General features: G+C 70.8%; 12 protein-coding genes. 5 read left to right on the top strand and 7 right to left on the bottom strand.

Annotated elements, in window-relative coordinates:
- Nucleotides 1-10: 10 nt before the first annotated feature.
- From ACQUQ0_RS06660 to ACQUQ0_RS06645, 4 genes are all read right to left on the bottom strand, one after another.
- Entirely contained in the window at nt 11-379 is a 369-nt protein-coding gene (locus ACQUQ0_RS06660; RefSeq protein ID WP_435183966.1) for a hypothetical protein, read from the bottom strand.
- 66 nt (nt 380-445) lie between these two features.
- On the bottom strand, nt 446-1,654 hold the full coding sequence (metX, locus tag ACQUQ0_RS06655) for a homoserine O-acetyltransferase MetX (RefSeq protein ID WP_435183964.1): 1,209 nt from the start codon (nt 1,652-1,654) through the stop codon (nt 446-448).
- Nucleotides 1,651-2,997, bottom strand: coding sequence for an O-acetylhomoserine aminocarboxypropyltransferase/cysteine synthase family protein (locus ACQUQ0_RS06650; protein ID WP_435183962.1), 1,347 nt, complete (start codon nt 2,995-2,997; stop codon nt 1,651-1,653). Before ACQUQ0_RS06650 ends, metX begins: the two co-directional genes overlap by 4 nt.
- 127 nt (nt 2,998-3,124) lie before the next feature.
- Nucleotides 3,125-4,330 (bottom strand): pyridoxal-phosphate-dependent aminotransferase family protein, encoded by a 1,206-nt coding sequence (locus ACQUQ0_RS06645; RefSeq protein WP_435183960.1) that lies wholly within the window; start codon nt 4,328-4,330, stop codon nt 3,125-3,127.
- Between the two features lie 175 nt (nt 4,331-4,505).
- Between ACQUQ0_RS06645 and ligA the strand changes: the two genes are divergently transcribed.
- Entirely contained in the window at nt 4,506-6,632 is a 2,127-nt protein-coding gene (gene ligA, locus ACQUQ0_RS06640; RefSeq protein WP_435183958.1) for an NAD-dependent DNA ligase LigA, read from the top strand.
- 7 nt (nt 6,633-6,639) lie between these two features.
- On the opposite strand, the gene ACQUQ0_RS06635 is transcribed toward ligA, so the two are convergent.
- The 3 genes from ACQUQ0_RS06635 to ACQUQ0_RS06625 form a co-directional block, all read right to left on the bottom strand.
- Nucleotides 6,640-7,560, bottom strand: coding sequence for an ABC transporter permease (locus ACQUQ0_RS06635; protein WP_435183956.1), 921 nt, complete (start codon nt 7,558-7,560; stop codon nt 6,640-6,642).
- Nucleotides 7,557-8,609 (bottom strand): ABC transporter ATP-binding protein, encoded by a 1,053-nt coding sequence (locus tag ACQUQ0_RS06630; RefSeq protein ID WP_435183954.1) that lies wholly within the window; start codon nt 8,607-8,609, stop codon nt 7,557-7,559. Before ACQUQ0_RS06630 ends, ACQUQ0_RS06635 begins: the two co-directional genes overlap by 4 nt.
- Nucleotides 8,610-8,699: 90 nt before the next feature.
- Nucleotides 8,700-8,996, bottom strand: a complete 297-nt coding sequence (locus tag ACQUQ0_RS06625) for a hypothetical protein (RefSeq protein WP_435183952.1) — start codon at nt 8,994-8,996, stop codon at nt 8,700-8,702.
- 91 nt (nt 8,997-9,087) lie between these two features.
- Between ACQUQ0_RS06625 and ACQUQ0_RS06620 the strand changes: the two genes are divergently transcribed.
- The 4 genes from ACQUQ0_RS06620 to ACQUQ0_RS06605 all read left to right on the top strand — a co-directional run bounded on the left by ACQUQ0_RS06620 (nt 9,088) and on the right by ACQUQ0_RS06605 (nt 13,295).
- The gene (locus ACQUQ0_RS06620) at nt 9,088-9,483 is read left to right on the top strand and encodes a hypothetical protein (RefSeq protein WP_435183950.1); all 396 of its coding nucleotides are present in this window, start codon (nt 9,088-9,090) and stop codon (nt 9,481-9,483) included.
- 54 nt (nt 9,484-9,537) lie between these two features.
- The gene (locus tag ACQUQ0_RS06615) at nt 9,538-11,271 is read left to right on the top strand and encodes an excinuclease ABC subunit C (protein ID WP_435183948.1); all 1,734 of its coding nucleotides are present in this window, start codon (nt 9,538-9,540) and stop codon (nt 11,269-11,271) included.
- A gap of 290 nt (nt 11,272-11,561) precedes the next feature.
- On the top strand, nt 11,562-11,960 hold the full coding sequence (locus ACQUQ0_RS06610; protein WP_435183946.1) for a CBS domain-containing protein: 399 nt from the start codon (nt 11,562-11,564) through the stop codon (nt 11,958-11,960).
- A gap of 66 nt (nt 11,961-12,026) precedes the next feature.
- Nucleotides 12,027-13,295 carry a hypothetical protein gene (locus ACQUQ0_RS06605; protein ID WP_435183944.1) on the top strand — a complete coding sequence of 423 codons (1,269 nt, stop codon included), beginning with the start codon at nt 12,027-12,029 and terminating at the stop codon, nt 13,293-13,295.
- Nucleotide 13,296 lies beyond the last annotated feature (1 nt).

Raw genomic sequence — 13,296 nt, 5'->3', positions numbered from 1 at the left:
CGTCACGGTCTCACGCCGGGCGCCCCTCGATCGAGGCGCCCGCGAGGAGCGTCGCCGCGGCGACGACGCCCACGCCGAGGACGGCCTGTGATGAATCGGTCCCGACGGCGAGGAGCGCGACGACCGCGACGAGGACCAGCCCGCCGACGGAGACCGCGAGCGGGCGCCCGCGGTCGACGACGACGGCGAGGCCCGCCGCGAGGAAGCCGAGGCCGGCGAGTCCCCCGGCGACGACGAGGTTCGCGACCGCGCCCCGGGCGAGCAGGTCGACGCCGCGCGTGCCCGCGATCGGGGCGAACAGGCCGCCCCACGCGAGGGCGGCGCCCGCGGCGGCGACGAGGAGGCCGACGAGCCGCGCGAGGAGTTCGGCAGGAGTCACAGGCGTCCGGACGGCGCGGACCGAAAAGTGCGTTCGGGTTCCGACAGCCCGCCGACTGCGCCGCGCCTACTGACTGAACAGCGACGCGTGGACGGGCGCGAAGTCGCTTCCGGGCCCCGAATCGGCGTCGGCGTCGGTGTCGTGGACCGCGCGCCCCTCGACGCCCGAATCGAGGAAGTCCCGGAGCGGCGGCCCGACCTTCTCGGGCTCGACGAGGAACGCGTCGTGGCCGTGGTCCGACTCGATGACGTGGTGGGCCACCGGCGCGCCCGCCTCCCGGAACGCCGCCGCGAGCGTCTCCGACTGCTCGGTCGTGAAGTGCCAATCGCCCGTGAAGGAGAGCAACAGGGCCTCGCCCTCGAAGGCGGCGACGGCCCGGGCGTCGTCCTCGTAGCCCTCCGCGAGGTCGTAGTCGTCCATCGCGCGGGTGAGATAGAGGTAGGAGTTGGCGTCGAAGCGGTCGACAAACTTCTCGGCCTGGTAGTCGAGGTACGACTCCACGTCGCGGTACGGGAAGAACGCCGCCGCGGGGTCCGAGGGGAAGGAGTCGCGGCGGGCGTCCCGACCGGCGGCGCGCCGGCCGAACTTCCCCTCCATCGACGCCTTCGAGAGGTACATCACGTGGCCGATCTGCCGGGCGAGCGCGAGGCCGTCTGTCGGTGCCTCGTCCCGGTCGTAGTACTCGCCGCCGTTCCAGTGCGGATCGGTCGTGATCGCCCGCCGCGCGATGGCGTCGAGCGCGAGGCACTGGGCGTCGAGGCGCGCCGCGGCCGCGACCGAGACGACGTACCGGGCGTCGTCGGGGTAGCGCTTCGCCCAGTCGAGGGCGTTCATCCCGCCGACGCTGCCGCCGACGACAGCGTGGAGGCGGCCGACGCCGAGTTCGTCCAGCAGCAGGCGCTGGGAGCGCGTCCAGTCGGCGACCGTCACGGGCGGGAAGTCGGTGCCGTAGACCTCGCCCTCGGGGTCCTTGGAGGCCGGCCCCGTGGTGCCGTAACACGACCCGGGGACGTTCGCGCAGACGACGTAGTAGTCGTTCGTGTCGATCGCCTTCCCGGGGCCGACGATGTCGTTCCACCACGCGCGGGCCTGGCCCGTCGTCTCCGAGCCGTAGCCCGCGACGTTCTGGCTGCCGGTGAGGGCGTGGCAGATCAGGACCGCGTTGTCGCCGTCGAACTCCCCGTAGGTCTCGTAGGCGACTTCGAGGTTCTCGATCTCGTCGCCGGAGGCGAAGTCGAACCGCCCGAGGTCGACGGTCCCGCTGTCTGTCTTCATTCGCTGTCTCCCCCCTTCGCGTCCCCGCCCGAAACCCTTTGGGTCCTTTGGGTCGCCGCGCCGATCGCGCGGTCCAGGTCGGCGATGACGTCCGCCTCGTCCTCGATGCCGACCGACAGGCGGACCATCTCGGGGCTCAGCCCCGCAGCGCGCTGTTCCTCCTCGCTCAACTGGGCGTGGGTCGTCGAGGCGGGGTGGATCACGAGCGTCTTCGCGTCGCCGATGTTCGCGAGGAACGAGCCGAGGTCGGTCTCCTCGCAGGTCCGCTTTGCGGCCTCGAAGCCCGCGGCCAGCCCGAAGGTGACCATCCCGCCGTACTCGCTCGCACCCTCGCCGTTCTCGTCAGAACCGAGATACCGCGTCGCATTCGCGTGGGTCGGGTGCTCCTCGAAGCCCGGATACGACACCCACGCGACGTCCTCGTGGTCCCGGAGGAACTCCGCGACCGCGCGGGCGTTCTCGCAGTGGCGCTGCATCCTGATGGGCAGGGTCTCCAGGCCCTGGATCGTCTGCCAGGCGTCGAAGGGCGACTGCTGATTGCCGAGGGTCCGGAGCGCGCGCTGGCGGACCGCGTTGCCGAAGGCGGCCTCGCCGTAGCGCTCGACGAAGTCGATGCCGAACGCGGGGTTCTCGCCCGAGAGTTCGTCGTAGTCGGCGTGTTCCCAGGGGAAGGTCCCGCCGTCGACGAGGATTCCCCCCACTGTGGTTCCCGACCCGTGGATCCACTTCGTCGTCGACTCCCAGACGATATCGGCGCCGTGTTCCAGCGGCCGACAGAGGTACGGCGTCGCGAAGGTGTTGTCGACGACGAGCGGCGCCGCGTTCGCGTGTGCGATGTCGGCGAGGCGCTCGAAGTCGGGCGTCTTCAGCGATGGATTCGCGATCGTCTCCACGTGGACGAAGGCGGTGTCCTCGTCGATCCGGTCCGCAAAGGCGTCGTAGTCGAGGGTGTCGACGACCCGGATCTCGACGCCGCGGCGGGTCGCCATCTTCGTGAGGTAGGTCGCGGTGCCGCCGTACATATCGGAAGAAGCGACGACGTTGTCGCCCGCGCTCGCGAGGACGCTCGTCGCGGAGTCGAGCGCGGCCATCCCCGAGGCGGTGGCGACGGCGGCGACGCCGCCCTCCAGCGCCGCGAGGCGCTCTTCGAGGATCCGAGTCGTGGGATTGGAGATCCGCGAGTAGACGTCGCCGTCGGCCTCCAGCGCGTAGAGGTCCGCCGCGCGATCGGCGTCCCCGAAGGCGTACGAGGTCGTCTGGTAGATCGGCGGCGCGCGAGCGCCCGTCGTCTCGTCCGGCTCTTGGCCGGCATGAAGACTCCGGGTGTGGAACCCATCGACCATACTATGTACATTACGCATATTCGTTCGGAGGCTTATAACCGTCGGTTACGGCCGAGTCGACGAGGTACTCGACGGTCGCACGGCTGGCGGGAGTACGTTGAACGAGAAGGTCGAGGCGGCTCGGCGCTCAGTCGTCGGCGGACGCGGCCTCGGTCAGGTCCAGTTCCTCGCGCGCGGCAGCGACGCCGGCGTCGACGTCGACGTCCACGCCCGCGTCGGCCATCGCCTCGCCGACGGTCCGGACGCCGCGCAGGATCGCCTCGTCGGGGAGGCCGCCCATGTTGCTCACGCGGAAGATCGTCCCGCCGAGGTGGGCCTGGCCGCCGGAGATGCTCACGTTACGCGCGTCGACGCCGTCGAAGAAGGCGTCGGCGTCGTCGCCGTAGACCTCCTCGGGCAGCGAGACCGCGGTGAGGGTGTTCGACAGTTCGGTCGCGCCCGTCGCGTCCGCGAAGAGGTCCAGCCCCATCGCGGTGAAGCCGGCGCGGAAGGCGGCCGACTGGCGGCGGTGCCGGGCGATCCGCGTCGGCATCGTCTCCTCGACGATGTCCTCGACGGCGACCGCCATCGCGCGGAACAGCGGCACCGCGCTCGTGAAGGGCGTCTGGTGCGATTCGGATTTCCGAAGGTGCCACTCCAAGTCCTCGTAGAACGGCGCGGCCTCGCCGTCCAGATCGTCTTTCACCTCCTCTGTCACGTACATCGCGCTGATGCCCGGCGGGGCCGCGAGCGCCTTCTGCGCGTCGGTGACGGCGATGTCGACGTTCCAGTCGTCGATCTTGAACACGTCGCCGCCGATCGAGGTGACGCCGTCGACGACGAAGCGGGCGTCGTACTCCTCGGCGATCTCGCCGACGCCCTCGACCGGATTCAGCAGGCCGGTACTGGTCTCGTTGTGGACCATCGTCACTACGTCGGTCTCGTCTGTGACGACCGCGCGGACGTCCTCCAGGGGGATCGACTCGCCCCACGGGACCTCGACGCGGGTGACGTCGGCATAGCGCTCGGCGATGCGGGCGAAGCGGCGGCCGAACTTCCCGTTGACGAGCGAGACCACGTGGCCGCCGTCGCCCACCAGATTGGCGACCGCGGCCTCCATTCCCATCGTGGCCGTCCCGTTGAGGAGAAGCGTCGTCCCGCCGCCCGTCGTCGCGGTGGAGGCTCCCTCCAGGGTGGACTCCTCGAAGATGTAGTCGAGACCGTCCTGTGCTCGCTCGTAGACCGCCTCGAACGCCGCGGACCGGTGGGACACCATCGGCTCGTCCATCGCCGCCGCCACCTCGTCGGTGACGGGCACCGGGCCGGGGTTGAGGAGCAGGAAGTCCTCTTCCATACGCGGCGATTGCAGTCCGCAGGGATAAGCGGTACGGGTTTCCCGCGACACAGTCGCCGCTCACCGCCTCGTTCACCCGAATCCGAGTTTGGGTTCCGGGCCGCGGCGACCCGCCGGCGCTCGCCCGCGGCCCGCGACGAAGCACCTAACTCCGCCCCGACCGAGTGACCGACAAATGAGCGACGACGCGTCGGCCGACGCCGCAGCGACAGCCGATGACGACGCGGACCTCGCGTACGCCGACCCCGACAACCCCTACCTCCGCGACCCCGACACGGACTTTGCGCCCGTCGCGGACCTCTCCCGCGACGAGGCCGCCGCGCAGGCCGAGACGCTCCGCGAGGCGATCCGCGAGCACGACTACCGCTACTACGTCCGCGCCGATCCGCTGATCTCGGACCGCGCCTACGACGACCTGTTCGCGCGCCTCCAGGACCTGGAGGAGGCCTTCGACCTCGACCGCGAGGGGAGCCCCACCCGGCGCGTCGGCGGCGAACCGCTCGACGAACTCGACACGGTCGAACACGTCGCGCCGATGCTCTCCATCGACCAGTCGACCGACGCCGACGAGGTTCGTGAGTTCGACCGGCGCGTCCGCGAGGACGTCGGCGACGTCGACTACGTCTGCGAGCCGAAGTTCGACGGGCTCTCCGTAGAAGTCGTCTACGAGGACGGCGAGTACGTCCGGGCGGCGACCCGCGGGGACGGCGCGGTCGGCGACGACGTCACCGCACAGGTGCGGACGATCCGGCCGGTCCCGCTCCGACTGGGCGGCGACCCGCCCGAGCGGCTCGCGGTGCGCGGCGAGGTGTTTATGCCGCGCGAGGCGTTCCGCGAGCACAACCGCGAGCGCGTCGAGCGCGGCGAGGAGCCCTTCGCCAACCCCCGGAACGCCGCCGCGGGGACGCTTCGCCAGCTCGATCCCTCGGTCGTCGCCGACCGCCCCCTGGACTGCTTCTTCTACGACGTCCTCGACGCCAGCCGGGTGCCCGAGAGCCAGCGGGAGGCGCTCGATCGCCTCCGCGAGTGGGGCCTCCACGTCACCGACCGCGTCGACGTCGTCGACTCGATCGAGGGCGCCATCGACTACCGCGACGATCTGCTCGACGCCCGGGAAGACCTGAACTACGAGATCGACGGCACCGTGATCAAGGTCGACGCCCGCGACGCCCGCGAGGAACTGGGCGCGACGAGTCGGTCGGTCCGATGGGCCTTCGCCTACAAGTTCCCCGCCCGGACCGAAGTCACCCGCGTCACCGACGTCGTCGTCCAGGTCGGCCGCACCGGCCGGCTGACGCCCGTCGCCCTCCTGGAGCCGGTCGACGTCGGCGGCGTCACCGTCTCGCGCGCCTCGCTCCACAACCCCGAGGAGATCGAGCGGCTCGGCGTCGACGTCGGCGACGAGGTCCGGGTCTGCCGCGCGGGCGACGTCATCCCCGAGGTCGCCGAGGTCGTCGAAAAGCGCGCCGACGGCACCTTCGACTTCCCCGAGACCTGCCCGGTCTGCGACAGCCCCGTCGAGCGCGACGGCCCGCTGGCGTTCTGCACCGGCGGACTCACCTGCGACGCCCAGCTGGTGCGGGCGATCGTCCACTACGGGAGTCGGCAGGCGCTCGACATCGACGGCCTCGGCGAGGAGCGCGTCGAGCAGCTGGTCGACGCCGGCGTCCTGTCGTCGCTTCCGGACCTCTACCGGCTCGATCCCGACGACGTCGCCGACCTGGCGGGCTGGGGCGAGAAGAGCGCCCGGAACCTCGTCGACGCGATCGAGGCCACGACGTCGCCGCCGCTCCCGGACTTCCTCGTCGCGCTCGGCATCCCCGAGGTCGGCGAGCACACCGCCCGGAACCTCGCCCGCGAGTTCGGCGACCTCGACGCGGTGATGGACGCCTTGGAGGACGAACTGGAGGCCGTCGACGACGTCGGTCCGACGGTCGCCGAACACGTCGCGGAGTTCTTCGCGAACGAGGGCAACCGCGCGGCCGTCGCGGAGCTCCGCGAACTGGGCGTCGAGCCCGAGCCCGTCGAGGAAGAAGGAAGCGACGCCTTAGACGGCCTGACGTTCGTCTTCACGGGATCGCTGTCGGTCACGCGCGACGCGGCCCAGTCGCTCGTGGAGCGCCACGGCGCGACCGCGACCGGGAGCGTCTCCGGCAACACGGACTACCTCGTCGTCGGCGAGAACCCCGGACGGACGAAGCGCGAGGACGCCGAGGCGAACGACGTGCCGACGCTCGACGAGGAATCGTTCGCGGCGCTACTGGGCGAACACGGGATCGAGTACCCGCCGGAAGAGGAGTGAGCCGCAATCAGAGGTCGGCGCGCTCGAACGCCCAGTAGCCGACCGCCGCGGGCAGGACGATCCACGCGAGGAGGACGAAAAAGAGGAACCACCCCGAGAAGTAGAACGGGATAGATTCCTGTAACACCGGCCCGAGGACCTGCTGCTCCCCGAATGCCGTGCTCACGAGGCGCGCTCGCGCCGGTCCGTAGTACAACTGTGCCGCGAGCGTCTCGTAGGTCTTCAGGGGGTTCAGGTACTTCAGGAACACGCCGATTTTGACCCGCGTGAGTTCTTCGACGCCCCCGATCCCGATCTGAGTCGCCACGTAGTTGATGAGTTTGGGGATGCCCTCGGAGATCGACCCCCACAGGATGGCGAAGATGAGGTAGATGCCCATCGTCGCGAGGGTGGCCTCGCGGTTCGAGTCCGCCAGCGCCGACACGCCGAGCCCGATCGAGACGAACGCGACGCCGAGCAGCGCCGTGAGCGCGATCTGTGGGACGAACGACCCGAGTTGGAGTCGCGTGCCCGTCCCGAGCAGCGCGAGGAACGCCGCGAAGAAGCCGACGAGGAGCGCGACGACGACGACCGCGGATCTCCCGAGGAGTTTGCCGACGACGGCGTCGAGCCGGGAGTTCGGGAGCGAGAGTAAGAGCTTGACCGAGCCCGTCTCGCGCTCCTCGGTGATCGATCCGTACGAGGTCGAGAGCGCGACGAACCCGAGCACGAGTGCGAGCAGCCCGGGGAACGAGAAGCTGAACACGCCGAGGCTGAGGAAGACGCCGAAGAGGTTCGACACCTGTCGGCCCTGCGGGCCGAGGAGGAGGCCGAAGAACAACGCCGAGGCCCCGCCGAGGAAGAGCGCGAAGAAGAGCGTCGAGCCGTGGAGCCACCGCGAGCGGATCGCGTCGCGGAACTCCTTGCGGGCGACGGCCTGCCAGCTCATCGCTGGACCTCCTCTTCGGTGGCCGCTTCCCCTTCGGCGACCGCATCGTCGGCCTCGGCGTCAGCCGACGCCGCTTCGGTCGAGTCCGAGGCTTCGTCGGACTCGACGTCCGCCTCGACCGTCTCCTCCCTGTCGCCGGCGTCGCCCTCGGTGTACGCGAGGAACAGGTCTTCGAGCGACGCCTCCTCGGTCGTGAAGTCGGTCACGCTCACGCCGCGGTCTTCGATCTCGCTCACGACGCGGGTCTTGGCGTCGCTGTCGCAGCCCACGCGGACGGCGTCGTCGTCGTCGCGCTCGACGTGGCGGACGCCGTCGAGCGCCCGCACCGCGTCGAGGACGTCGTCGTCGACGGGCTCGCCGACGGCGACCCGGAGCGTCGCGTCGGCGTCCGAGGCCTCGCGGAGCCCGTCGATCGAATCCACCGCGACGAGCTCGCCCGCCCGGAGGATGCCGACGCGGTCGCAGACCGCCTCGACCTGTTCGAGGATGTGGCTGGAGAAGAAGACGGTCGTGCCGCGCTCGGCCTCTTCGAGGACGATCTCGCGCATCTCCTTGGCGCCCGCGGGGTCGAGCCCCGAGGAGGGCTCGTCGAGGATCAGGAGGTCGGGGTCGCCGACGAGCGCCATCGCGAGCGCGAGCCGCTGGCGCATCCCCTTCGAGTACCCGCCGGCCTGCCTGTCGGCGGCGTCGGCGAGGCCGACACGCTCCAGTACGGCGTCGGGGTCGGCGTCGGCCTCCTTGGAGTCGATCGCGAACTCGACGTGCGCGCGGCCGGTCAGCCGGTCGTACACGTCGAAGCCCTCCGGGAGGACGCCGGTCCGCTCCCGGACGGCGACGCTCTCGGCGCGGGCGTCGTGTCCGAGGACGGACACCCGCCCCGCGGTCGGGCGAACGAAATCGAGGAGGAGATTGATCGTCGTCGACTTCCCGGCGCCGTTCGGGCCGAGGAAGCCGAAGACCTCCCCCTCCTCGACGGTCAACGAGAGGTCCGAGACGGCGGTGACGTCCTCGAACCGCTTTGTCACCCCGTCGAGTTCGATAGCAGCCATAGCCGAGGGTTGTTTGGTCCGTTCATAAAGCGTTTGGTGAGAGAATCAGCTCTGAGATCGATCCGGCGGCGGCCTCGGCGCCGAACGGCGTCAGATCTCGTCGTCGGGGTCGTACTGCTCGCGCACGCGTTCGACCTCCGCGGCGTAGCGCTCGCGGGTCTCGTCGTCGTCCACCGGTTCGAGGTCGTCGCGGTCGACCTCGACGGCCGCGGACGTTCCCTGCCCCCGCTGTCGCATCACCGTCGTCGACACCTGCTTCCGGCGGACGCGGGCGCCGTCGGGGGTCGCGTACACCATATCGACGAGTCCGCGATCTGTGTAGGTCCGTTCGACGAGCCAGCAGCGGACGGTTTCGGCGCCGTCGCCGTCGCGTTCGCCTTCGCCCATACCCCACGGTGGTCGAGGCGCGGCTTGTAGCTACCGTCTCCGTCGGCTCTGCGCCCCCGGTTTTATTCTCCCGCCGTCGGATCTTCGATGTGTGCCCTCCACGAACTCCCGATCGGCGATCTACCGATGGGCGACCGCGCAACGACAGCTCACCATCTTCGCGGGCGTCGCCGCGGCGCTGCCGGCCGCCTACGCTTTCCGCTCTGCCTACGGTTCCGGTCCGGGGAGTTTCCTCCTCCTGGTGACGCTCGGCGTCGTCGTCCCGACTGCCTACGACGAGTACTGGCCCGCCTACGACCGGGCGGGCGCTGCGGTCGCGTGGATCCTCGTCGCCTGCGCCGTTGCGGCGACGGCGTTCGTCGCCTGCTACCTCGTCGGGACGGAGGCGGCCGGGCTCGGCTCGACACCGAGCGCCGCGGTCGCCTTCCTCGCCACGGATCTGGGCGGTTTCGCGCTCCTCGCGGTCGGACGTCGGACGCGAGCGTAGCCGCTCCGACCCGTCGCGTCACGCTCAAGCCGCTCGATCCGCTACTCCCGGCCGATGGAGCGCAGTCACCTCCGCGACCGCGCCGCGGAGCTGCCGACCGACCCCGGGGTCTACCAGTTCCTCGACGGCGACGACGTCCTCTACGTCGGCAAGGCCGTCGACCTCCGCGACCGGGTCCGGTCGTACGCCGACCCGCGCGGCGAGCGGATTCGCCGGATGGTCGACCGCGCGGAATCGATCGACGTCGCCGTCACCGACACCGAGACGCAGGCGCTGCTGCTCGAAGCGAACCTGATCAAGCGCCACCAGCCGCGGTACAACGTCCGGCTGAAGGACGACAAGTCCTACCCGCTGGTCCAGCTCACCGACCACCGGATCCCGCGGATCGAGGTGACGCGCGACCCGGATCCCGGCGCGACCGTCTTCGGGCCGTTCACCGACAAGGGCCGGGTCGAGACCGTCGTGAAGGCGCTCCGAAAGACCTACGGCCTCCGCGGCTGCTCGGACCACAAGTACGCCAACCGCGACCGACCCTGTCTCGACTACGAGATGGGGCTCTGTAGCGCGCCCTGTACCGGCGAGATCGACCCCGGCGCGTATCGGGAGGACGTCGAGTCCGTGACTCGGTTCTTCGAGGGGGAGACCGGCGTGCTGGCGGATCCGCTCCGCCGGGAGATGGAGTCCGCCGCCGAGGGCGAACAGTTCGAACGGGCGGCGAATCTGCGCGATCGGCTCGACGCAGTCGAGTCGTTCCACGCCGGCGGCGAGGAGGCCGTCTCGGCGCAGTCCGACGAGCGGACCGTCGACGTCCTCGGCGTCGCCGTCGAGGGCGACACCGCGACGGTCGCGCGGCTCCACAGCGAGCGCGGCCAGCTCGTCGACCGCTCGCGACACCGACTCGACGCGCCCGAGGGTGGCGAGCGCTCGGCCGCGGTGCTCACCGCGTTCCTCACCCAGTACTACGCCGAGCGGGAGCTTCCCGACGCGATCCTCTGCTCGGAGCGCCCCGACGACGCGGACGTGGCGTCGTGGCTCCGCGCCGAGGGCATCGACCTCCGCGTTCCGGGCGCGGGCCGAGAGGCGAAGCTCGTCGACCTCGCGCTCAAGAACGCCCGACGTGGTCCGGACCACGATGACGAAATCGGTGCGCTCGCTGACGCGCTCGGCCTGGGTTCGGTCTCGCGGATCGAGGGCTTCGACGTGAGCCACGCCCAGGGGAAGGCCGTCGTCGGCAGTAACGTCTGCTTCGTCGACGGCTCGGCCGAGAAGTCGGCGTATCGGCGAAAGCGACTCGCCGACGGCAACGACGACTACGCGCGGATGCGCGAGCTCGTCCGCTGGCGCGCCGAGCGGGCGGTCGAGGGCCGGGACGGCCGCCCCGATCCGGACCTGTTGCTGATCGACGGCGGCGAGGGCCAACTCGGCGCCGCGACCGACGCGCTCGCGGAGGTCGGCTGGGACGTCCCGGCCGTCGCGCTCGCGAAAGAGCGGGAGCTCGTCGTCACCCCCGACGGCGTCCGCGACTGGGGCGACGACCACCCGGCGCTCCACGTGCTCCAGCGCGTCCGCGACGAGGCGCACCGCTTCGCGGTCCAGTACCACCAGACGCTCCGCGACGACGTCCGCACGGTGCTCGAAGACGTCCCCGGCGTCGGCGAACAGACCAGACGGGCGCTCCTCCGTCGGTTCGGGAGCGTCGAGAACGTCCGCGCGGCGTCGACGGCGGACCTGACGGACGTCCCGGGCGTCGGCGAGCAGACCGCGCGGACGATCCGCGAGCGGCTCTGATAGTGATTGCTCTCACTGTTTACCGCCGAAGGCCACCCCCGGTGACGGCGTCGGCGGTAAGAGACGAGAGTAATCACTATGAGTGGGAAGAGCGAACAGTCGGCACCTCATCTCCGGACCGCTCCCCGCGCCGACGTGCCGAACAACCGCTGCCCGGCGCGGGGCATCGATCACACCACGCGGGGCCTGGTCCCGCTCTCACTGATAAACGCTCGTGTTAGCACCGGCCGCTCGGCGAAGAAGTCGCCGCCTGCAGAATTCTTAATAGTCGTTGATGCCGTATCCGGGGTATGGACGACATTTTCGTCGCACGCGTGATGTCCTCGCCGGTCCACACCGTCTCGCCCGATACGCTGGTCGAAGACGCCGCACAGAAGATGCTTGACGAGGAGATCGGCTCCGTCGTCGTGGTCGAAGACGGACAGCTCGTCGGCATCCTCACGCGGACGGACTTCGTGCAGATCGTCGCCGAGCGGCAGCCGAAGGACCAGACGCCCGTCTCCGCGTACATGTCCGACACCGCGGTCACGACGACGGCGCAGGTGCCGATCGCCCAGATCGCCGAGTCGATGGTCGACCACGGGATCCACCACGTTCCGGTCGTCGACGACGACGGCGCCGTCATCGGAATGGTCACGACCACCGATCTCGCGTCGTACCTCTCGGACCTCCAGGCCGCCACCGCGTAGACCGGGGGTCCCGCGGAGCGGCCGCGGGGGCAAGACGTATTGGGCTCACCGCCGAAGGCCGTCTCTGTGACTGGTCCCTCCATCTCCCGCCGCACGCTCCTCCGCGCCGGCGGCGCCGTCGGCGTCGCCGGGCTCCTCGGCGCCGGCGCGGTCGCCGCGGTCGGTCCCGCGGCCGTCCCCTACCCCGACGGCGTCAGCCACCAGGACGTCGCGCTCGTCCGCCCCGAACACCGCGATTCGGCGCTCGACCACCTCCGCGACCTCACCGACCGCGCGGCGCCGATCGTCGACCGCGCCCGCGCCGCCGGCCACCTCGACGGCGACCGATTCTTCGGGACCGAAGGCAGCGTCGCCGACGCCCGGGAGTTCCTCGACGAGTCCCACCCGCCGTCCTTCGAGACGCTCAGCGAGGCGCGCTACCACGTCAGGTACGTCGCGCTGGCGCTCGGGGCCGCGGCCGCGTCCCTCGACGACGTCACGATCGGCTCCGACGGCCCGGCACAGACCGGTCCAGCGCCCGGCATCGAAGAGTTCCGGTCCGGGCTCCGTTACGAGAGCGACGCGCCCGCCGAGGCGATGGTCTGGATCGACCTGATCGAGACGCGGCTCCACGTGGCGGCGATCGCCGGCACGAACGCCGAGGTCGATCGTGCGGCCCTCGACGAGCGTCCCGAGCGCGTCCGCGAGAAGGCGCTGGCCCGCGCGGTCCGGAACCACGAGCGCTCGGTCCGTCACCTCGACGACGCCCGCCAGTTCCACCGGACGTTCCGTGCCCGCCAGTCCGTGCCGGTCCGGATCGACCTCGCCTCCGCCCGGGAGACGTACCGGTCGCGTGTGCGGGAGTTCGCTCACGACGACGAGTGGTACGACTCCCGACGCGTCCGCGAGGAGACGCCGCGCGACACCGCCTGGAACCGGCTGCTGACCCTCGCACCCGGCGAGGAGACGCTCGAAGACGCCCGGTGGGCCCGCCGGGACGGGCTCCCCGGCCTGGAGACGACGACGCTCGCGACCGCGCTCGCGGAGTTCCACGGCTTTTCGACCGGGGAGGCCGCGGTCGAGCGGCTCCGCGGTCGCTCGTCGGTGCCGGAGTCGTTGCTCTTGGACGTGAAACGCCGGGCGGTCGACGGGGCCTACCGGATCGCCGCCACCGGCGACGCGTTCGAGCGGTGGCTCTTACGCGCGGCGGCGCGCTACTTCTCGAAGGGCGACGGCTACCTCACCGAGACCGACATCCTCGACGACCGGCCGCGGGCGCACGCGCTGGCGGCCTACGGCGTCGCGGCCGGCGTCGTGGACGCGATCCCGTCGGTCGCGGGCGTCGTGACCGACTGAG

Origin of the sequence: Halobellus sp. EA9, from assembly GCF_051195055.1 — an archaeon.
Taxonomy (GTDB): domain Archaea; phylum Halobacteriota; class Halobacteria; order Halobacteriales; family Haloferacaceae; genus Haloquadratum; species Haloquadratum rubicundus.
The sequence above is the reverse complement of the archived record's forward strand: the minus strand, read 5'-3'. Positions and strand labels throughout refer to the sequence as shown.